Source organism: candidate division TA06 bacterium, assembly GCA_004376575.1.
Taxonomy (GTDB): Bacteria; Hydrothermota; DG-26; order E44-bin18; family E44-bin18; genus E44-bin18.
The window spans coordinates 1-22,035 of the sequence record SOJN01000098.1 but is presented as its reverse complement, the minus strand read 5'-3'; the positions used below and the strand labels follow the sequence as shown (position 1 = coordinate 22,035).

15 protein-coding genes are annotated in these 22,035 nt (G+C 50.6%); 4 read left to right on the top strand and 11 right to left on the bottom strand.

Annotation, left to right across the window (positions count from 1 at the left end; all coding sequences use genetic code 11):
* The 4 genes from rtcA to E3J62_08705 all read left to right on the top strand — a co-directional run bounded on the left by rtcA (position 1) and on the right by E3J62_08705 (position 7,517).
* Positions 1 to 1,068: an RNA 3'-phosphate cyclase gene (rtcA, locus tag E3J62_08720; protein ID TET45053.1), complete on the top strand. Its 1,068-nt coding sequence runs from the start codon at positions 1 to 3 to the stop codon at positions 1,066 to 1,068.
* Entirely contained in the window at positions 1,065 to 2,771 is a 1,707-nt protein-coding gene (locus tag E3J62_08715) for a T9SS type A sorting domain-containing protein (GenBank protein ID TET45052.1), read from the top strand. The genes rtcA and E3J62_08715 overlap by 4 nt, the downstream gene beginning before the upstream one ends.
* A gap of 590 nt (positions 2,772 to 3,361) precedes the next feature.
* Positions 3,362 to 6,154: a T9SS type A sorting domain-containing protein gene (locus E3J62_08710; protein TET45051.1), complete on the top strand. Its 2,793-nt coding sequence runs from the start codon at positions 3,362 to 3,364 to the stop codon at positions 6,152 to 6,154.
* Between the two features lie 16 nt (positions 6,155 to 6,170).
* Positions 6,171 to 7,517, top strand: a complete 1,347-nt coding sequence (locus E3J62_08705) for a PDZ domain-containing protein (GenBank protein TET45050.1) — start codon at positions 6,171 to 6,173, stop codon at positions 7,515 to 7,517.
* Between the two features lie 293 nt (positions 7,518 to 7,810).
* Here the strand turns inward: E3J62_08705 and E3J62_08700 are convergent, their stop codons facing one another.
* The 11 genes from E3J62_08700 to priA all read right to left on the bottom strand — a co-directional run bounded on the left by E3J62_08700 (position 7,811) and on the right by priA (position 21,407).
* Entirely contained in the window at positions 7,811 to 9,817 is a 2,007-nt protein-coding gene (locus E3J62_08700) for a T9SS type A sorting domain-containing protein (GenBank protein TET45049.1), read from the bottom strand.
* Between the two features lie 61 nt (positions 9,818 to 9,878).
* The gene (locus E3J62_08695; GenBank protein ID TET45048.1) at positions 9,879 to 10,220 is read right to left on the bottom strand and encodes a hypothetical protein; all 342 of its coding nucleotides are present in this window, start codon (positions 10,218 to 10,220) and stop codon (positions 9,879 to 9,881) included.
* A complete protein-coding gene (locus E3J62_08690; protein TET45047.1) occupies positions 10,220 to 11,137 on the bottom strand; it encodes a hypothetical protein in 918 nt (305 codons plus the stop codon). The genes E3J62_08695 and E3J62_08690 overlap by 1 nt, the downstream gene beginning before the upstream one ends.
* Before the next feature lie 2 nt (positions 11,138 to 11,139).
* Positions 11,140 to 12,246, bottom strand: coding sequence for a DUF4388 domain-containing protein (locus tag E3J62_08685; protein ID TET45046.1), 1,107 nt, complete (start codon positions 12,244 to 12,246; stop codon positions 11,140 to 11,142).
* Positions 12,247 to 12,251: 5 nt separating this feature from the next.
* Positions 12,252 to 14,897 (bottom strand): tetratricopeptide repeat protein, encoded by a 2,646-nt coding sequence (locus E3J62_08680; GenBank protein TET45045.1) that lies wholly within the window; start codon positions 14,895 to 14,897, stop codon positions 12,252 to 12,254.
* Positions 14,897 to 15,262, bottom strand: coding sequence for a response regulator (locus E3J62_08675; protein ID TET45044.1), 366 nt, complete (start codon positions 15,260 to 15,262; stop codon positions 14,897 to 14,899). The genes E3J62_08680 and E3J62_08675 overlap by 1 nt, the downstream gene beginning before the upstream one ends.
* 146 nt (positions 15,263 to 15,408) lie before the next feature.
* The gene (locus E3J62_08670) at positions 15,409 to 16,689 is read right to left on the bottom strand and encodes a hypothetical protein (GenBank protein TET45043.1); all 1,281 of its coding nucleotides are present in this window, start codon (positions 16,687 to 16,689) and stop codon (positions 15,409 to 15,411) included.
* An 8-nt stretch (positions 16,690 to 16,697) separates the two neighbouring features.
* Positions 16,698 to 18,035 carry a hypothetical protein gene (locus E3J62_08665; protein ID TET45042.1) on the bottom strand — a complete coding sequence of 446 codons (1,338 nt, stop codon included), beginning with the start codon at positions 18,033 to 18,035 and terminating at the stop codon, positions 16,698 to 16,700.
* Between the two features lie 2 nt (positions 18,036 to 18,037).
* Positions 18,038 to 18,490: a CBS domain-containing protein gene (locus E3J62_08660; GenBank protein TET45041.1), complete on the bottom strand. Its 453-nt coding sequence runs from the start codon at positions 18,488 to 18,490 to the stop codon at positions 18,038 to 18,040.
* Between the two features lie 18 nt (positions 18,491 to 18,508).
* Complete coding sequence (locus tag E3J62_08655) at positions 18,509 to 18,967, bottom strand: PTS sugar transporter subunit IIA (protein ID TET45040.1); 459 nt, start codon at positions 18,965 to 18,967, stop codon at positions 18,509 to 18,511.
* A gap of 16 nt (positions 18,968 to 18,983) precedes the next feature.
* Positions 18,984 to 21,407: a primosomal protein N' gene (gene priA / locus E3J62_08650; GenBank protein ID TET45039.1), complete on the bottom strand. Its 2,424-nt coding sequence runs from the start codon at positions 21,405 to 21,407 to the stop codon at positions 18,984 to 18,986.
* Between the last annotated feature and the right edge of the window lie 628 nt (positions 21,408 to 22,035).

Sequence of the window (22,035 nt, the reverse complement as noted above, 5' to 3'; positions counted from 1 at the left end):
GTGGACGAGATTCTAATAGACGGGTCACACGGGGAAGGTGGAGGCCAGATATTGAGAGCTGCGCTGTCCCTTTCAGGTCTTTTGCTTCGTCCCGTCTGCGTGGAGAAGATAAGAGCCGGAAGGAAAAACCCGGGGCTCCAGCAGCAGCATTTGACGTGCGTGAGAGCAGCAGGCGTGGTAACAGAGGCCGGTGTATCTGGTGATCACTTCAGCTCAGACAGGATCTCCTTTTCCCCCAAGACCATAACAGGCGGCCAGTACGAGTTCGACGTTTCTCTCGAAAGAGGGAGCGCTGGTTCAGTGGGTCTTGTTCTCCAGGCGCTCGTTCCTATATTGGCCTTCGCAGGTCAAAGCTCTTCTGCCAGGGTCCATGGAGGGACACATGTTGCGTGGAGTCCTCCTTATCACTACTTTGATAAAGTGCTTCTAAGGACACTCTCTATGATGGGGCTTCAGACAAGATCTGAACTGAATACGTGGGGCTTTTACCCGCTTGGTGGTGGCGATGTTGCGGTGGACATTGACCCTGTTGATGGATTGAAAGGGCTGAGATTGATAGAAAGAGGGAGCCTGAAGAATGTGACAGGTGTTTCAGCTGTGACCAATCTCCCGGCCTCGGTTGCCCAGAGACAGAGGCTCCGCGCATCCAAGAGGCTCTCCGCTGAAGGGATAAAACCGGAAATCGAAGAGATAGATGCACAGGCCAAGGGCAAGGGTTCATTTATGTTCCTGCTTGCGGAGTATGAGAATTGCTGCTGCGGCTTTTCAACACTCGGATCAAAGGGGAAACCTGCTGAGCAGGTGGCCGATGAGGTGGTTGACCAACTCATGAGGCACCACAAGAGCCACTGCGCACTTGATGGAAACCTGGCCGATCAGCTTGTCATTTATGCAAGCATAGCAGAAGGGGAAACATCTTACACAACATCGAGGATTTCCGAGCACCTTATCACAAATCTCTGGGTGATAAGCCAGTTTCTATCCATTAATTACAGGGTGGAAGGGGAAGCGACTGGTCCCGGCACAATTGAGATAAGAGGAGTGGGATTGAAGAGGAAATCAGGATGAACAGAGTTCTCTTTCTTCTGGTTGTGCTCATTCCTGCCGCCTGCTTTGCATACGGTCCAAGAACAGATAGGTTTGGCGTTTTTTCTAAAGGCGAGGAGTTCCTCAAACCTCTTTCCGAATCAGCCTCCCTTTGGCATCTGCAAGACGAGGACACAATCTCATATGATGACGGTTATGGGTACTGGTACTCTGTTGCTGGATCTGAATGGGGAGTCAGGTTCACGGCTGAATTGCCCTGTACAGTGCGTGGTGTGCTTGTCATGAGTTTCGGCTTTGGAGCTGACTGCTCTCTTTTTGTGAGGGATGACTCAACAGGTCTCCCGGGCCCGATTGTGCTGGACACATTTTACCAGGGTGGGTCATATCCTTTGTGGGACAGAATCGATCTACCCAATCCCTACTACGAGATGAATTCCTTCTGGATAACGGGACGCTATCCGAAACCGCCTTATATCCTTGCTGACTCCATCAATCAAGGGCACAGAAGTTACTACAGTTTTGATGGCCAAGGCTGGCTGCCCTACAGCGCGGGTGATCTTATGATTAGGGCCATTGTTGCCTATGGTGAAACTCTGGTGCACGACATCTCCATCACTAACCTGAGCGATCTCCCAACAGGAGTGAGAGTGGACACGCAGTATGTCTTCAAAGTCGTCTACCGGAACCTTGGTAGTTCACTGGATAGTTTTGTAGGACAAGTAATTGTGCAGGATTCTAAGGGATTCATTGAGCTCGATACCCTTACAGACACCATATCCGTGATGCCACGGCAATCGGGTGTGTACAACGTCACATGGACCCCCGATAAATATGGGGAAACCTACTCAGTGACAGCGACTTCTCATCTTTCTGGGGACATGAACCCAGAAAATGATACATTTCTCGCCACCACATACTCCTACATGGATGGCGAGATTTATTACGACGACTTCTCCTGCGAACTCTGGTTGAATGTAGACAGAGACGACAATGACAAGTTTGGAGTGAAGTTTGCGCTTCCAGGTGCGCCAAGCTACATTTCAGGTGCAAGATTGTTTGTTGATGACACCCTTCGGTTTGATAACCTTGCGCTATGCCCGGATTCCGGGGGATTGCCCGATACGCTGAATCCCTATGTTACGGCACTCAACATTGTCGCTGGGGAGAGACCCTCCTGGATCTGGGTGGACTTCGACACTTCTCTTACCCTGGTCGATGCAGACACCGTCTGGCTCGTTGTTAGATGGCCGGACTCAAAATCCGGGCCGTATATAGGTTCAGACAGGGACTATCCAATAGACGGTAATTCGTGGGCGTACAGCGACTCCACAGGTTGGAAGAAATGGACCCAGACTGACTTCATGATGAGGATAGTATCCATCCCGCTGATAGGAATCGAAGAGGCCGAAGTGATCAGGCCCTCCTCCTTGGGGAATGTCAGAGCATTTCCAAATCCATTTTCCACCAAGACCAGATTGACCCTTGTCCAGGACCTGGCAGGAGAAGACCCCGGGGGTGAAAACATATCGGTGGTCATATATGATTTGAGTGGCAGGTCTGTGAAGAGGTTCAGCAACGCTGAGATGGCCGAACTTCTTTCTCCCGGTGGCGCCGTCTGGAATGGGACTGACGATAAAAAAGCCTCCCTCCCCTCAGGGTTGTACTTTCTTGTTCTACGCACATCTAGAAGCTCCTTTACAACCAAGACCGTTATTCTTCGCTAATCCCCTGAAATTACGAATTACTAATTACGAAACCGAATGGCGCGCCATGATGCCTTCGATAAAACTCAGGACATGTCCCGGTACTCCAGGGACCCGGGCTGTCATTCTGCCCGCCCCGTTCCACGGGGAGGCCCAACGGGCCGAAGAATCTGCTTTTGGTGGAGTCTTCGCGATGTTTATACTGAGCATGGCGAAGTGCTCAGAGTGACTCGACTTCGCCAGATTGCCACGCCTCGCCAAAGGCGAGGCTCGCAATGACACCACTTGTTTGGCTCACCAGGGGGTGGGGTTGAGCGTAGTGTTGGGTGGAATTTCGGAATTTCGAGGGCATAGAGTGGGAGTGATGGGACTTTCGTAATTTCGAAGGTGTCGGGCGTGGTAGGGTGGAATTTCGGGCGTCGCAGGGAGCATGGGAAGGGAATTTCGAAGGTGTAGGGTGGCGTTGGGTGGAATTTCGAAGGTGTGGCGCACGGGTAATGGGAATTTCGCAATTTCGGGAGCGGAGGGATGGCGCGGACCTATTTCGTTTCGCCTTGACCCTCATGGGATTTGGCCTATAATCGGAGGGGACCAAAGAACAAGGAGGAACTATGAATCGTCTGTGTTTGGTCGTTCTCTTTTTCGGGCTTCTCTCCGTGTCTGTTTTTGCAGATCCATCGGAACAGGCGGGGCTGGTGGGTATATCACAGGGGCTGTTAGATGGTCCTGACGGTTCCATGCAGAGTAGGTTTGTGACAAATCCGGTTGGTAATCCGGATCTCGCCGGGCCGGGCGTCTCGCTCTTTCATCACCCGGTGCCAGATACAAGCGTCCTCTGGGTAGACAGGGACCACATGAACGCGATTGCCAACGATGTCTTCATTGCCGGGGACGGGATGAACATCTTTGCAGGGTGGTGGCTTAACAATGAACGGGTCTCCTTGTACAGGACACTTGCAGACGAAACCCCCATCTGGTTTAGCTATTTCAATGCCAGCTGGCAGGTTCCGGTAAGCGGTTCTTTTGACGCATCAGCGCTTGCCGCAAGCGGTTCCGGAGCAAGGCTTACTGAATGGGACAAGATGAGCTTCGTCCCTAACTGGACATTCTCATGGCCGTCAGGCTACAACGGGGCGAGCTCAGATGGGGTCGCGGTTTCAAAAGACGGCTCGCTCGTTGCTGCAGTGTGCGCTACATCGGGTGATGGTATTCTTTATGTTTTCGACACTGAGACGGGAGATACGGTCTACACAAGACACTTCAACCCAACGCGGGGAGTGTATGGGGTAGACATGTCTGCTGATGGGCACGTAGTTGTCGTTTCTACATACGACATGATCTTCATCTGGGAAGATGGAATATCAAGAGGGAATATTGCCAACTATGGTCAGACAACCGCGAGAACATCCGGAGATGGCTTCATTGTAGTTATGGGCAACTTCAATGGATATATGAAAGCATTCAAATGGAACTCGCTAGGCGGTTACTACGATTTGTTGTTTGAACACCGCACCCTGCATCCCTGGGTAACCTCTGTTGCCGTTTCCGAGGATGGATCCACGATCATGGCGGGGACATTTCAGTACAGCCCGGTCAACGGCGGCAAGGTGTTGATGTACGATACCACCTCATCAGTCCCATTGTGGGAACACGAAAACTACGGTGACTACGTCGCAAGTGTTGCCCTTTCTTACGATGGGTCCAGAGGTGTTTGTGGGTCCTGGGGACAGTACGGGGGGACTTACGGTGAGGTGCTCTCCGTATTTGATAGGTCATCCTCCACCCCAATATTCTCACTCCTGGATGACATAGATGAGCCCGGCTCAATTTTCGCTGTTGCCATTTCTGACAGCGGAGACTACGTGGCAGCAGGAGGCAAAGCTGTCCACGCAAGGGAGTTTGGAAACGGCGGGCAGGTTTATGCCATCATTATAGGCGAGCAACCAGCGTCCAATGTAGGCACCTCATCAATTGATAGCCCGGGTATCTATTTGGAGAGAGGGAATGCGGTCACACCCAGAGCAACGTTCGCGAATTATGGCCAGGACACTGCAACCTTCTGGGGCCATTATGAGGTTTTGGATTCTCTGGGTGCGATTCTATATTCAGACTCACAACAGGTCGTGGATCTGGTTCCTTCCTTCACGGAGCAGGTCACATTCGCGTCCACATGGACGCCTACGGAGTACGGCCCGTATGAGGTTACTGCCTACACTGTTCTCGCTGGTGACGGCTATCCTGGAGATGACACTCTGATAACAGTTGCAAAGTGCATGCATGATGCGCGTGCGACCGGTATAACACCGCCATTTCCTGAAGTGACTGTGAAAATGTCTCTGACACCTCAGGTAACCATAAAAAACGAAGGGTCATATGAGGATACAATAACGGTCCATCTCTCAATTTTTGATTCTCTCGATACCGAAGTCTATTCGGATACCGAGACTGTCTATCTTCTCGAACCAGATTCGTCTTTCACAGTCGGATTCAACCAGTGGACTCCTCAAGAGGTTGGCTCTTACAGTGCCATGGCCTGGACATGGGTAATAGATGAATACAACTCCTCAAACGATACGACTGAGAAAGCGTTCGATTGTACTTACGAGATAATCTATGATGACGGATCTGCCGAAGCCTACTATATTGTTTCTTCTGAATACCATGAGAACAAGTTCGCGCAGAGATTCACTTCGACCATCGACCCACCTTACTATTTGTCCGGTGCGAGAGTGTTTGTGAATGGTACAGAAGTGTTTGAGCTTACTGTACATAAGGACAGCTCAGGTTTGCCCGGGGAGATCATGCACGGACCTGACACTGTGGGGGCAGGTTCCGCGCCTGATTGGGCTGTACAGGACTACCCCTACATTCTGCTAGATCCACTTCTGGATTTCTGGGTCCAACTGCACTGGCTTCCTGCGTCTCCAGGTGCTCCGGGCATAGGCGCTGACGGTGCCTCACCCAGGGAGCTGAGATCCTGGTGGTACTGGGATAATCCCTCAGATCCAGGATGGCACAACTGGAGCTCTCATGACTGGATGATAAGGGCAACTGTTGTTCCTTATAGCACCGGAATCGAAGAGACAGAAAGGGACTTTGCCTCGGTGGGGGTCAGGAAATTCAGGCTTTATCAGAACAGCCCCAATCCTTTCTCGGACAGAACTTCGATCAGATTTTCTCTCGGTCTTGAGGAACTGTCCGCAAATCCCTGTATTGAAATCTACGATGCGAGTGGTAGACTTGTGGAAAGACTCAACATAGAGGTCGACAGCAAAGGTCAGTTCAAATATGTTTGCTGGGACGGCCGAAATTCCGACGGGAAGAGACTCCCGTCTGGAATCTACTTCTTCAGGTTGAAGGCAAAGGAAAAAGCAGCAACCAGGAAGATGGTGATGCTGCGCTAGTGCGAAAGGAGGAACCATGAGAGGGGTTCTGGTCGCAATATTGGTGGGGCTTATGGCCTCCAGCTGTGCGATTCTGAAGCCTGCTGGTAAAACGAAAAAGTCTTTGATGCCTGAGGGGCAGTATATGGTTGTAACCTCAGTCGTACCGGAGAGTGAGGCTGCCAGGGTGAAGGTGAAGGAAGGTGACATCATACTCACATATGATGGACAGGAGATAAGCTCAGTGACCCAGCTCAATGAGCTCAAGAACAGAGCGAAGACTGAGAAGGTCGAACTCGTGGTTCTCCGGAAGGGGAAAAAGAAGAGCTTCAGCATTAAGAAGGGCCAGATTGGTGTATATCTCACTGAGAGAAGACCGGAGATAGAGCTTGCTGATGATGCGGTCGTCCTGAAAGGAGTGGGGAAGTTAGGCTGGGAAACGGGGATGTCAAATTCCTTCGTAGGCGGCCTGGTAGTGACGGCGGACTACCTGGGGGTCGAGAAAGACTACACGTACCTGATGGGGGTATCGGGTTCAGCATTTCGAATTCATTTCCACAAGGATTGGTGCCCGAGTTCACCAGATCCCACGTGCGGCTTCGATGCTGGTGGAGAGGCGTTGGACGCTCTGGGTTTTGACAGCGAGAGCCGCTTCCTACCCGAGAGCGCGCGAGAAGGTGGGATGGCAAAAGAGGCTACGCTGATAGCCATAAAGGAGAGCGTTGATGCGGGAAGGCCAGTGATCGCGATTGATTTGATCGAAGTCCCTGAGTGGGGAGTCATCACTGGATATCAGAAAGGTGGCTCTGAACTCATATGCAGGACCTATTACGACAAGCAGCAGGGCTATTCGATTGCTGAGAAATTCCCGTGGGCAATAGTCGTGCTCAAAGAGAGAAAAGGTTCACCTTCAGACAGGGAGAGCTACATAAACGGACTCAACATAGCTCTGAAAGTAGCTACAACTGATAGTTTCGGAGACTACTATTCTGGCACAGAAGCCCTCGAGAGATGGATTCAGAGACTGAAAATGGATAACTTCGCTGATATGGACTCAGAGAGGTTTGAGACAAGTTGCCTGGCCAATGCGTGGATATACCAGAGGCTGGCAGATGATAGAATGCAGGCTTCAATGTTTCTGGATGATGTGACGGGAAGTTTTCCTGAGATCAGCGAGGCTCTGACTGCCCTATCTGATGTATACACGGAACAGGTGGAGATTTTGAAGGGTGCTGCCAAAAATGCGCCTTTCCCGTTTGCTCTGGCTCCGGGAGAAACGTGGACAGGGGATATGAGGGCAGAAGAGGTGAAAGCTCTCGAGAAGGTCCTGGACAAGGAATTGGAGGCGGTTGAGATACTGAAAGACATAAATGCCAGAATCTAAGTACAGAGTACAAAGGACAAAGTACAAAGCTTCAATTATCCTTCGGTTTGACTCAGGACCTCGGGCATTTTTACATTGGGGAGAAGAATATGTCGCCGGGGGAGCCGGAAGAGCACGAGTAACAGTGAAACAAAAAGGGCGGGGGAACCCCGCCCCTACAACGTCCAGGATGACAGCTGAGAGCTGACTGCTGATAGCTATCTTACGATCCACAATCTTAGGGCTGTAGGGGCAGGGTTTCCCTGCCCGTCAGTCCATGGAGGCCGCGCCCGTATACGTGACACATCGTCTGATTATTCAAGTTTAATTAGTTTAAGGCTTTCGGTAGAAGTTCTGTTGGAGACTAGGGCGAAGTAGATGCCGCTTGGAACGGGCCGGTTGTGATCATCCAACCCCTCCCATACCATGCTTGCTTGCTGGGCAGCCCCGTAGGAAAAACTCTTCACCATTCGTCCCGAGATATCATAGATTTCTAATTTCGAATGGGTTGCTGTTGGTGTTGTGGGTAGAACTATCGTGACCGATTTGCTGAATGGATTCGGGCTTGCCCTGAGGGCCGCACGAGCCCGGCGAGAAGGCGTCTGCTCGGCGACACCGTTGAATGGTACTTCCCAGTGCTCATCTAGAACCCAGTTCTCAGGGTCGAAAGATATACCAGTAGGAGCTGAAGCAAGGAACAGTGTATCAGTGAATGTCTGGTAGACCGCGTCGTTCCAGACAACAATCGTAGTATCGCCTGACGCTGTCTGTACTTCAATATCAACGGGCATTTCGAATACGGAAGGAGCATTTGTCTGGATCTGCTGAATCTGTATTCTTATTTCGTAAGTGCCACCTCCCAGATCTGCCGAGTTCCACCCATACTCGTATTGTGGGTGACCCTGGTCATATACCCACTGCTGGAAGTACCAATCCAGGCTCGAACCGTAGTGTTCCGCCGCCTTGGCCGCGACGTCATCGGTGGTCGCATTTCCGAATTTGTATGTCTCACCGAAATCGGTGAGCATTGCGAAGAAAACCGAATCAGACACCATCATGTGCCTCAACATGTGGAGCACCCATGCACCCTTGCAGTACACAATGCCCCAGTTGAAGAGGATTGTTGGGTCATATATCGGAAATCTTTCGGAAGAATCCTGTTCAAAGTAGTAGTATCCCTTTGACCACATGTTCCCCTGATAAGCGGCATAACCGTACTTGTATTCAGTCCAGAGAACCTCGGAGAAAGTCGCAAAACCTTCATTTACCCATATGTCTGGCCAGATGAAACAGGTGACCATATCTCCCCACCACATGTGGGCAAGCTCATGGGCTACTCCCATCTCCCAGCCGTTTACTGCGGCTGACCTGAGAATTGTAGTCATAGTCTGGTGCTCCATCCCGCCCCAAAAGGGCTGGACCACAGCCATTCCATACTTCTCAAACGGGTATTCCCCGAATACACTCGAAAAGAATTCCATCATCTCCGGAGTGTCTCCAAAGTTCATAACGGCAAGTGAGGAGTCTTCCTGGTAAACAAAGTGTTGCACCGGGATCGTATCGCCCAAGCTGTTCACGTACTCATCCAGAATCTGAACATACTTGGTGATGGCGACTGACATGAGATATGTGGCGATTGAATAGTCCTCCTGCCATCTGTATACAGCATGTGTACCGCCGACTGTGTCAACAGCGGTGAGCAAGCCATTAGATGCCACCACAAACCCAAGCGGGACCCGAGCGTTTATGTTGCATCCCATATCAGCCTTATCCCACGGTTGGTCAAAACAGGGAAACCAGTATCTTGAGTCAGACGGTTCAGTTGAGGTGTATGCCGTGGTTTCGGGCATGTTTGGCCAGGTATCGTACCAGTAGTATCCTGAACTGGGATAACCGTGGTAGAAAACGCTTACTTCAAAGGTATCGAACGCCTGAAACGTTGTATCTAGGTCGATGTGGAGTTTTCCGCCGGCCAGATTGAACGACAACTGTTTGCCAGAGAGTACAATAGAGTCTACACTGAGGCCGGCACAATACAGTAGGATAGAATCGAGGCCCGCCTCTCTGCTTTCGCAGAGAACTGTGGAGGCGCCGTCTATGTAACTTGTGCTCATCGCAAAATCAATGTCCAGAGTGTAGTGGAGGACATTGAAACTGTGAATCGATTCGGCGGGAAATGAGGTGAGACGGGGATCTCTAAGATGGAGTTCCTTCCACTTTGACATTGTGGGTGGATCTACTTGCCACATGTTGGCAGGCCCGGCGTGCGAGCCAGAAACCAATAGAAAAAGAGCCAGAAACACAAATACAGACTTTCTCATCTTTGTCACCTCTCCGTGTAATTAGGGAAAGCCAGCCGCACCTGGGGAGCCGATAGGGGGGCTACATCTTTCTTATGAGCTCCTTGGCGGTCTTTCTTAAAGCGAGCCGTAGTGCGCCTATGTTTGCAGAAACCGAGGTTAGAACTGCAAGAATGAAATCAGGACTCTGGAAGTATATGAGGTTTCCAGATTCTGCAAAAACATAGCCTGCAATAAACCTTCCCTTGTCAACGCTGGTAGTCTTCTCTTCCACACTCCTGCAAAGCTCAGCCACAAGGGCTGTACTCATCCCCTCTGCATATTCAGCAGGAAGTCTGGAAGAAATCACCAATCCGTCACTTGCCAGGACCATCGATCCTTCGATGCCGTCGATATTGTTTATCTCCCTGAGCAGTTCATCCATCAAGTCACCACCTGCTGAACTGTCTTCGAGGCCCTCTTGGCTGAAACTATCAGCAGGCCAAGCTTCATGCTCGTCTCTGTTTCAACCACAAGTATAAACTCTCCGGCCCTGGTCATGTATATTCTTGACCCGCCTCGTTCTACAACAATTCTGTCAACTCTCCCCAGATTGAGGCTCGCCATGGTCTTCTGTGAAGATGAAAACATGCCTGCGACGACTGCGGCCCTTTCTTCAATATCAATTTGCACGTTTGAAGCTGATCCTACCAATAGCCCTGATGGTTCCATAAGAATCGTGGCCTTCACTCCTGGTTTCTGAAGCAGATCCCCGAGGGCCTGATCAATTGTGGACAGTCCGCCAATCTTCAGTTCATCTGGGTGTGCAGCAGGAGAAGAAGGTTCGCCTTCCTTCCTGATTGCTTCCATACCCCTTATTATAGTGTCCATTGCCATTGTTGAGGCGGCCGGAAAAATTTCTTCTTGTGCCCCCTCTAACTTGAGCCCTGTCTCAATCATCTCCTCCGTCTTCCCCTCGGGGGGGGATTCGAGTGCCGGGTCTACGAGCTGAGGCTCTTCCAGGAGTGCGACGGCTGGAGGCTTCGCCTTTTCCTCCTCCCTGGTCAACGTCTCTAGCTTGGTTCTGACAGCCTCGTCGTTGGGATTCAGTTCAAGGATTCTCTCATACTCTCCCTTGGCGGAGTGAACCATCTTTTTTGCAAGATAGGCTTCTGCGAGCACCCTGTGACCATTCAGATAATTGGGATGGTACTTCAAACCGGAAAGACACATCTTGATCGCCTGACCTATCATCTGCTGCTCAAGGTAGAGCCCTGCAAGAGAGGCGAAGACCAGGGAATCGGGATTCTTTGCGAGCGTCTCACTCAGTTTTCTTATCTTGTCAACAGAACTTTCTTCCATCTCTATCTCGTTTCAAGGGCTTCTTTAAGGTGGCGAGCTTCCTTCAGCAGCTCTCTAACTTTTGGCGTTTTTGTGTGTGATGGCGACATTGTCAGGAATGTGTCCCATTCAAATATCGCAGCACTGAAATCTCCAGACTTGGCGTAACAGAAACCGAGTCTGTAGTGAATTTCTGAATCGTTCGGGTTTAAACTTACTGCCGTGTTGTACTCTGTGACTGCATCCTTGAGCAAACCCTTGTAGTAATGGGTGTCTCCCAGGAGGACGTGCGCCTGAATAGCATAGCCTAGCTTGATAGCCGCTCGAAATTCATCTGCTGCCCTTTCATACATCTTCTTCTTCAGGAATCTTTTTCCCCTGTCCAAATGATCAATGCCCTTCTCCACAGTTGACTCTGAAGGCTTCTTAGCAAGGCCTACATCGACCACATTTGATGTGATGAAGCCGGAGAGGATCTTGGCGGTCTCAAACTCGTGGCCGGCCACATCCATGATTTCTTTCATGCTTCGTTTGCCATCGATGTATGACAATACGAACCATTGGTCAGGAGTGAGATCGAGGGGCTTGTTATTCCCGGTCCGAGTTATCGTAGGGATAAGGTCAAACGAAGGTATGTCCTTCGCTATCTTGGACCACTCATCCAGTCGCCATAGCCCTTCCATTATCAGGTTTTCAGTCTTGATGGACAGGGTCATTTCTTCCGTCAATGTGAGATCACCTTCTTGAAACCTGAAAAAACCGTCTTGGCGCTCACAAAGGGAATATACCGATTCCTGAGCATGAATTCTCAGGAACTCCCTCAGATCGGCCTGAGTCAGTACCTCCAGCTTTGAAAGAGCCTCCTCGTAATTCGCCGCTTCCTCTGAAGCTATCACTTTATCAATTTGGTCAAGCGTGTCGTTGTCTAATAACCCGTCTTTCTGAAGTAGTTCGCCCAGCTTCCTTCCGCTCAGCCTGGCATAAGCGACCATTCCTTTGTCCATGTATATCTCCCCAACCTCAAAGCCCTCGTCGGTAGTAATCGTAAGCACTCCCGTCTTACGATTGAGAGAAAGGAGCTGCAGCAAATCTGCAAGGCCTAGTTCCCGTATCGGTCCTTCAACAGCCATTCTACCTAGTCCCTCCGAGCCTTAAGTTCTTCAAGCCTGGTTTTTGCCATTTTTGCCACTTTGCTGTCGGGGGCCAGCATCATCACCTTCTCGAGTTCTTCTTTCGCCTGATCATCCAACTCGTCAGCCAGGTGGGCCTCGGCAAGTTCGTAGTGGACCGAAGGCAGAGATGGATCCAATATGAGGGCCGCCTGAAGCTCAAGCCTCGACTTATCTTCCATGCCAAGGGCGTTAAGAACCTTTGCCAGAAGCACTCTCGCTGCCGCATTTTTGGGGTCTGTTTCCAGGAGCGATCTCAGTTCTACCTCGCCATCAGCATATCTCTCTAAATCAAAATAGAGCTGTGCCAGTGTCTGATGAGCACTGGTGTAAGTGGGAACAATTGCTATGGCCTCTTTTAGCATGGTGACGCCTTCTTCTCTATTCCCGGAAGATGCAAGGGCAACTCCCAGATTCAAGTGTGCTTGAGCAAAGTTGGGGCCAACCTCGGTGGCTCTTTTCAGGACAGAAATTGCTTCTCGAGGCTGGTCCATTCGTAGATACAGGTTTCCCAGATCGTTGAGCGCCTTTGGATTGTTGGGATCCAGGTTGACGGCAGCCTCAAGCGCTTTAAGGGCATCGTCGAAATTGCCCCTGGCAGTGTTGATTTCGCCCAGAAGGGTCTGCGCAGAAGGATCTTCAGTCATCTCAGACTCATGCTCCTTCAAGACTGCCAGTGCGGCATCCGTGTCCTCCAGCTCGACATACATCTTGGCAAGTTCAACTCTCAGCCCGGTCCGGTCCGGGTCCTTTTCAAGAATCTCTCGCACACAATCTATCGCCTTCTCGGTATTCCCGCTTTCCCTCTCGACCATGGCTATTAGTTCCCTGGCCTGAAGGTTATCCGGGTCGCCTGCAAGTATATCTGCCGCTTCTGTCATCGTTTGATTGATAAGCCCCTTGTCAAAATCTTGTCTCGCCTGGTCAAGGCGTGCAGAAATCTCCTTGGATTTCTCGTCCTTTGAAGTCTCAATGATGCCCACAGCAGCCACTTGTGCTACTGCTTTCTGGGCCATTTCGATCTTCGGAATACTCAGTTTCTTGGTTACTACGTTCTCAATCTCAGTAGAAATGGTCAGAGCGGATCCAGGACCCAGGTATTGGACACCGAGCTTGAACCTGTTACTTGAGTAGAAAGGATTCAGATCCAGGGCGGTCCTCGTCTCCCGAAGGGCCTTGTCGTACATCTTCAGCTTGCTGTACACAAATCCGAGGTTGTAGTGGGCTTCGGAAAAAGCTGGATCCATTTCTATTGCATTCTCAAAGGCCTCTACCGCTTCTTTGTCACGGCCTTGCTCTGACCTGACAAGCCCTAGACAGTTGTATACCAGTGGCGAATACTCATCAACCTTTCTTGCCTCCTTGAATTGTTCCAGCGCCTTGCTTACTCTGCCGGCCTCCATGTGGGCCACACCTATGTTCATGTGAGCATCCACATAGGAGAGATCAAACTCGAGTGCTTTTTCCAGATACTCTAGACCATCTTTGGTCCTGCCCAGATGAAGATTGCCGATGCCCAGATTATTGTGTGACCAGACGTATGAGGGATCCCTCTCCAGAGCTTTCTCATACCATGCCATTGCTTGGTCTACATCGCCACAGCTATGGCAGAGGACTCCAATGTCGTTGAAGGGCTTTGGCTTAGTTTCATCAATGGAAATAACCTTCATGTAGGCCTCTGCAGCTTTGTCGTAGTCGCCTAGGAGCAGATAGATTTCGCCGATCTGCAACAGGGTATCTGTTGTTTCTGGACTCATCCTTTCTGCTTCTTGCATCTGCTTCAGGGCAGCGTCGTACATGCGGCGGGCACGGAAGGCCGTACTGAGCGCGCTCTTTATCTCCAGGCTGTCCACCCCGGACTCTGCATCTGCAATCCTTGGTCTTGGGTAGTAGTCTATGCCCAGATTCGCGTGGGCCTTGGAGAAGCTGGAGTCCAGTCTTATCGCAGTCTTCATCTCCTCCACAGCCATGTCAACCTTTTGCTGTTCGCCATAGACGAAAGAGAGAAGGAAATGAGCCGCAGAAAGCTCCGGGTCGTCTTCTAGAGCTCTCTTCACAGATGTCATGGCTAGATCGTATTGTCCGAGGTTGTAGAAACATTCCGCGAGAGTGAGATGCAACTCCGGGGAACCCACACCGCTCCGTCTGGCGATCTGTAGTTCTCGAACCGCATCATGATACAGGCCGGTGTTCTTTAGCATGATGCCCAGGCTCGTGTGCGCGTCTTTGTTCTCAGGGTCCAGATTTAAGCAGTGCAAGTACTGTTCTGCAGCATCCTGATGCATACCCAAGGAACCATAGGCTGAAGCCAGCTCCATCCTGACGTCAATGTCGTTTGGCTGGGACATCACCGATTCCAGTAGTGTCTTCACGGCCGCGTCTGTTCCGCCCACTTTCTCCAGAGCGTGCAGGATGTTGCTTCTGGCGACCTCGAATTTTGGGTCTATCGCTATGGCCTTCTTGAACTCTGAGACAGCTTCATCGAATAGACCTCTTTTGAAGTAGAAAACCCCCAGGTTGTTATGGGCACCTTCGTCACCAGTACGAATGCGCTCGGCCAAACCCCTCAGAGTTTTGAGCTCGGCTTTTCCTATCTCAGCAGTTTCGGACATCAACCCTTTGTTGCTCTCTTAGCCGCTTCAAGGATTCGTGAAGGCCTGAAAGGCTTAACGATAAACTCCCTGGCCCCGAGCTTCAAGGCGGCATCGATCAAAGCAGTTCTCCCCAAGGAGCTTACGATGACTATTCTGGCCTCCTCATCCACCCTTTTTATGGCCCTGATCCCGTCTAAGCCGTTCATATCGGTCATCACCATTCCGAGAGTTACCAGACTGGGCTTCGACTCCTTGTATAGGTCGACAGCCTCTGTCACGGTGCTGGCTTCTCCACAGATTTCGTAGTTGGCCCGCTGGAAGATATCACCAATCACCTTTCTGATAAATGCGGACTCATCAACCACAAGTACACGGTTCTTCACGGGACTCCTCTGGCAGAGTTACGTTTATCCAATTATGTTAGCAGACAGAGATTTAGCAGTCAAGCCCTATTGCTGGAAGGCGCCTATCTCCCCATTTGCCAGGCAGGTAGGGCATCCAGGGCCGTCCTCGTCCCGGAATGGAGCACTCAGGGTGCTCTGTATCTCAAGAGCACGTAACCTGTCGAAATGATGAGAGCAATAATCATTATCGGAAAGCCGACAATCAGGTAGGACTTGTATGTAATCCGGTGTCTCGTCCTCTCGCTTATACCTGTGACCACCATGTTTGCAGCCGTTCCCAGAATGGTCCCTATTCCTCCCAGGGAACCTCCCAGGGCTAGACACCACCACAGAGGGGCAAGGCGTTCAGGCGGAATTGAAAGCTCTCTGCCCAGATTTTCCACGAGCGGTATGAAGGCAGTTACAATGGGAACGGCGCCCATGAAAGCTGAGAAGATACCAGAAGACCACAAAATGAGTATTCTCAGAAGAACTTCATTCTGGACAGACGCTGTAATAGCTCTGCCTGCCATCGATATCAGCTCTGCCTTTTCAACTGCTCCCACGATGACAAAAAGGCCAATGAAGAAGAAGAGTGTTGACCATTCAACCTCGGCCAGAGCCTCGTCTGGGTGGATGCGGGTAATGAGAAGGAGAAGCACGGCTCCGCTCAGTGCTACCATTGACGGCATTATGTGGATTGTATCGTGCAGGAGGAAGCCCACCAGAGTAAGGCCGAAAACGAAGAGCGAAGTCCTCAACAACTTCGGGTTCACAATCGCTTTTCTTTCATCCATAGATTCAAATCCTGCTTCTTGGCCGCCAGTTCTGAGATTCGCTCTGTATATGAATCCAAGAACAACAATCGAACAAAAGAGTACTATCACAACAATGGGTGTCAGGTTCAAGATGAAGGACGTGAAGCTGTAGCCTGCCGCACTACCCACCAACATATTTGGAGGGTCACCTATCAGAGTCGCAGTCCCGCCTATATTCGAGCATATCATCTCGGAGATGAGGAATGGGAGGGGATTCCTTCCTACTCTTTCTGTGATAAGAATGGTTATGGGTGCAACCAGGAGAATCGTTGTGACGTTGTCCAGAAAAGCCGAAAAGAATGCTGTGGCCAGGGAAAAGAAGAGGAAAAGCAACATAAAATTCCCTCTGGATGCTTTTGTCAGTTTTATGGCAGCGTACTGGAGGAGACCGGTCTTCTTTATTACCCCAACGATGATCATCATACCTGTCAACAGACCGATGGTGTTGTAGTCAAAATACACCTTCCAGGCATCGCCTGGTCCAACGAAACCAAAGACGAGTACCGCTCCCGCGCCAAGGAGGACAACCGTAGTTTTGTGTATGCGCTCCCGCACTATTCCGAAATACGTGAGTATGAATATGAACAGGACAGCCAGGGTCTTTAACATTCCTGCACTTACCACCTTGTGAAATACCGCAAATAGAGATAAAATGTTGCCACTAGCAGGCAAGCAAGCATCATAGGAGCCGCAATCCTTCCATATCTCCAATAAGTCAGCTTTGCTTCCGCTCTGCCAAGTTTTTCACTCATTCCCGCTACGACTATGTTGGAAATGCCACCGACAAGAGTGGAACTCCCACCTATCGCCACGCCTAAAGCCAGTGCCCACCACAGTGGCACCATCTCCTGCGGCGATAAAGACATCTGGACGCCCAGATGCTTGATGAGCGGAATCATGGCAGCAGCGGTTGGGATGCTACTCAGGAGGGCAGAGGTGATAAAAGACATCCACAGGATTATCAAGGCGACTTCTGGGAGTTGGTCCGCCATGGAAACGATACTCGATGCAAAACTGGACATTAGTCCTTGCTTATCCAGCGCACCGACCACGATGAAGAGCCCAACAATGAAAAGGAGACTTGACCACTGTATATCCCTGAACACTTCTTCGGGCTTAACGCCGCTTATGAACAGGAGAACAACCGCGCCGGCAATGGCAACGACCGAAGGGGTGAGGTGCAGAAATGAGTGTATTACAAAGAAGATGACTGTTAGCGTGAACACCGCAAGCGACTTACGCAGAAGTGGCCAATCAGTCACTGCTTTGGACTCGTCAAAGGCCAGTATGCTCAATCCTCTCGGCGCTCGGGTTTTCAGGCTCTTTCTTGAAACTGCCCACAAAAGCGGTACTGTTAGCGCAAGAAGGATTGCCGCAACGGGAGCCATGTTTGCAAGGAAGCTCACAAAGCTGAGGCCAGATGAAGTGGCTATGAGCATGTTAGGGGGGTCCCCAATCAATGTAGAAGCTCCCCCAAGGTTGGCTGCGATTATGGCGCCAACAAGAAAGGGTATCGGGTTTATGCCCAGGCCGTCGGCTATGAGCAGGAGTATGGGTCCTACAAGTAACACGGTTGTGATGTTGTCTAGAACTGCGGACATGAACGCGGTCATGAGCATCAGGAATACGAAGATGAGCCAGATGTTTCCTCTCGAAAGCTTAGCCAGTTTTATGGCCACGAACTGGAATATCCCACTCTTCCTCATGATGGCCACAATCATCATCATACCAGCTAAGAGACCTAGAGTGTTATAATCGATATATTGTTCCCATGCCTGGCGTGGGGTGAGGTATCGCAGGCCGACTATTACTGAGGAACTGAACAATACAACTGTCGTCCTGTGAAATTTCTCAGTCACTATGAAGATGTAGGTTATGAGAACTATGGCAAGAAGAATAAGTGTATGAACCAAGATAGTTTTCCTGATTATGAAAGTTGCAGCAGGGTAGACCAGGTCTACTTTTTCGCTCCGAAGAAGGCTCTACAAACGTCTGCCCTAGTCAAGACGCCAAGTACTCCACTCTCGTCTGTTACTACGAGGAGATCTTCATTATTCTTCTCCATGATGACGGCAGCCTTGAGTAGGGAAGAATCTGGAGATATCTCAGGCACATCACCCCTCATCACATCCTCGATAAGCAGGAGTCTTCCTTCCATACCGAAAAAGGCTTCCGGCTCCAGCACGCCAAAGTCTTCCAGAAACGAGACGTCCTGAATAAGATCCATGTAATCAGGGATGAAAAGCTTGAGTAAATCCCTTCTGGTGACCAGTCCAACCACGGTTCCATCCTCAACAACAGGGAGCCCTTCCACATTCTCAGAAATGAATAGAGACGCCGCCTCCCTGAGGGTCAGGTCCCGCGTCACAGTCTTGGGATCTTTGTGCATGTAAGCCCGGACTTTCATCATCTTCTCTGCCCCCTCGAGTTAGATTTCGTTTTTTGCTATGAGCTGTATTACTTCTTTGGGAGTGGATACCTCCATCAGTTGTTGCCTGAATTTGTCCTTCCTCAGGAGCCTGGATGTGCGGGCAAGCACCTTTATGTAAACAGACTTTTCTCTCTCCGGGGACGCGATAAGGAAAATCAGGTGGGCGGGTTTGTTGTCAAGGGACTGAAAGTCGACCCCATGTTCAGATCTTGCAAAGGCCATGACCACGCCATCAACAGTGTCCGTTCGGGCGTGGGGAATCGCCAACCCCTTTCCAATGCCGGTTGATTCGAGATTCTCTCTCTTCCTAAGAGACCTCAAAAAAGCATCCCTGTCGCTCACCTTCTTGGCTCTGTGCACCATGTCCGCCAACTCTTCAAGGACTCCTTCCTTGTCCTTCGAAGTCAGACTCAGATTGATGAGTTGATCGGTGAGAAGTTCAGAGATTCTCTCCATGAAATGTCTCCTTTCTTCAAAAGATTTCGACTGGATCGATGTCCACGGTCACTTTGACTTTTCTGGGAGCAAGCCAATGGGCCAGAATCGGACTGAGCATCTTCTGTGCCACCATGGGTCCGCTTGCCTTCAAAAGGATTTGGTATCTATAATTGCCCCTCAGTCTGAATACAGGGGCAGGTGCAGGTCCCAGCACCGTTACATCACTTCCGTTTTCTCGGATTCTCCTCTCTATGGCTTTTTTCAGTTTTTTGGCTGTCGTCTCAGCAAGCAATCTGTCACGCGATCTGATACTGATCTTCGCCATTCTCGAGAATGGAGGGTAGTCAAGTTCGCCACGCTCGCTCGATTCGACATCAAAGAATTGTCTGTAGCCCTGAGATGCGGCAGCCTGTATCACATCAAGGTCAGGAGAGAATGTTTGGATTATAACCTCGCCTCCCAATACTGATCTTCCTGCCCTTCCGGCCACCTGGGTCAAGAGCTGGAATGTTCTTTCAGCAGAGCGCAAGTCGGGGGCGTTGAGACATGTATCGGCAGAGATTACTCCCACAAGAGTGACTTCTGGGAAGTCAAATCCCTTCGCAATCATCTGAGTGCCCAGAAGAACGTCCGCCTCGTGTCTCCTGAAGGTTTGATATATATCTCTGTGGGCATGTTTCTTTCTGGTCGTATCCAGATCCATCCTCAGAATACGAATTCCGGGAAGAATCTTCCCGGCTTCCCTTTCCACTCTTTCCGTGCCAAGACCCCTTAGCAGGAGTTTTGTGCTTTTGCATCGGGGACAAGCATCGGGTGCCTTTTTGCTGTGGCCGCAGTAGTGGCACAGCAAGATATCTTTAGCCTGATGATATGTAAGGCTGACACTGCAGTTGGGACATTTGACCACGTGTCCACAGTCTCTGCAGAGCATGAATCTCGAGAATCCCCTACGGTTCAGGAACAGCATCACTTGTTCACCCCGCTTTACTCGGTCTGCTATTCCTTCTTTGAGTGCTGAACTGAAGATTGGGTCTTTTTCCTCTCTCATGTCCACGATTGAGGCCTGGGGCATGGGCCTTCTGTCTATCCTCTCTGGCAAAACTGCCAGGTCATATTTTCCTTTCTTTGCATTTTGAAACGATTCGAGAGAGGGGGTTGCGCTTCCTAGTATGCACAGACAGTTCTCGATTCTGGCTCGCATTATGGCGACATCTCTAGCATTGTACCGAGGGTTCACATCTGATTGTTTATACGACGCTTCGTGTTCTTCGTCAACAACAATCAATCCCAGGTTGGGAAATGGCGCAAATACAGCGGACCTTGGCCCTATAACAACATCGAAGTCTCCTTCACCTATCCCCCTCCACACATCTGCTCTCTCTCTTGCAGAAAGCCTGCTATGCACTATGGTGACACGATGCCCAAACCTGGCAATGAATCTGGAGGCGGTTTGAGGAGTGAGGGAAATCTCAGGAACAAGTACAATTGCCTGGCTGTTTGAGGCTACAGCTAAAGAGGCCGCTCTCATGTATACTTCAGTCTTTCCGCTTCCTGTCACTCCGTATAGAAGCATAGTTCTATATCTGTGCCGGTCAAGATAGTCTTTGACAAGAGTGAAAGCATGGGCCTGATGGTGCGTGAGCTTTGGTGGCGGAGCCTCCTCCATTGCCAGTCCGATGGTTGGATCTGTACTCTTCAGTACGGACGATCTCCTGATAAGATTCTTTTTCTCGAGCGCGCCAAGCGAGGAAACTTGGGCGGAGAGGGCCTGCCGCAGCTCGGCCCACGTGGCATTTCCCTCATGGGCGGTTAGATATTCGAGTATGGCGCTTTGCTTTGGGCTCCTTTTCCTCAAGTCTTTGACCCGCTCGGCGGCATCCTCTTTGTTCACAAGCGTTACCAGTATTTCCTTCCTCGGAATAAGTGAAGACTCACTGATAGAACTGGATAGGGACACAGCATTTTTGGCTTCCAGTCTTCTTAGTATGGTCGTGACATCCAGGTCTGGAAACCGTTGTCTCAGACGGTACAGGGACGTCTTCTCCTTTCCTGCGAGAGCCTTCAGGATATCCTGCTCCTTTCTGGCAAATGTGGAAAGCGGCGGCTTCAGCGCCTTCACGTATGTCTTCTCCCTTGCCCCTGCGCCAGCCGGAATCGCTGCCTTCAGTGCTTCGCCCCATGAACACATGTAGTAGTCCGCAATCCACCTGGTGAGCTTGAGCATATCTCCTGTAAATAAGGGCTTTTCACAAACCAGTGCTCGAATCTCCTTGATGCCCTGAACAGACTTTGTGTCGAAGTCAACGACAAAGCCCGACACTTTTCGCCTGCCCAGGTCCACAAGCACCTCACATCCAACAGCGATTTTGGCCTTGAGGTTGTCTGGAACCAGGTAAGTGAAGCTCTTGTCCGAACGGATGGGAACTACTACTCTCGCATATTTGGTTTTGCCCATCATCTTTCCATCACATAGATACCACTTCTCGCCCCGCCGTTCAATACCTTTTTGTTTCCGCTGTAGACTGTACGATAGCCGTCAGCCCTCAGCTTCCAACACCTCAAAACCTTTGTAACCACAGATTATCACAGATTACCACAAGATTCTTTCCTGGGTCGGGTTAAGCCATGAGGATGAGGTTTAAATCTGTGCAAATCTTGTGTAATCTCGTGGTTTCAATATGTTGGGGCGGGGCTGCCCTCGTGGGGCTCGGTACCCCCGTGAAGCTGGGGGTCGTGGAACGACCGGGGCACGCCCCGTGTATCTCGCTTCGCGAGAAAAGGGGCACACAGGATGAAGAGTACACTACCCTGTCTCTCGCCAGGCTGGTTCTCTTTCAGTTGGACCTATTTCGCTTTCTGTTTTCGTAGTTTTGGGTTTTGAAATCTTGTGTTTGCTGCATTTCTCAGCCTGGCACCAACGGGCTGCGAATCGGGCGTTCAGACAGAGTGAGTAGGTAGTGCTAGATGTCAAAAAAGTGTTGACAGGCCGTTTGTGGGTGTTAGATTTGTTTTAGGGAGTCGGGTGAGTTCTAATGACTATAGTAAACAGGTATGAGTTTCTGAAGAGGATCGCGGCCTTGTGGTGT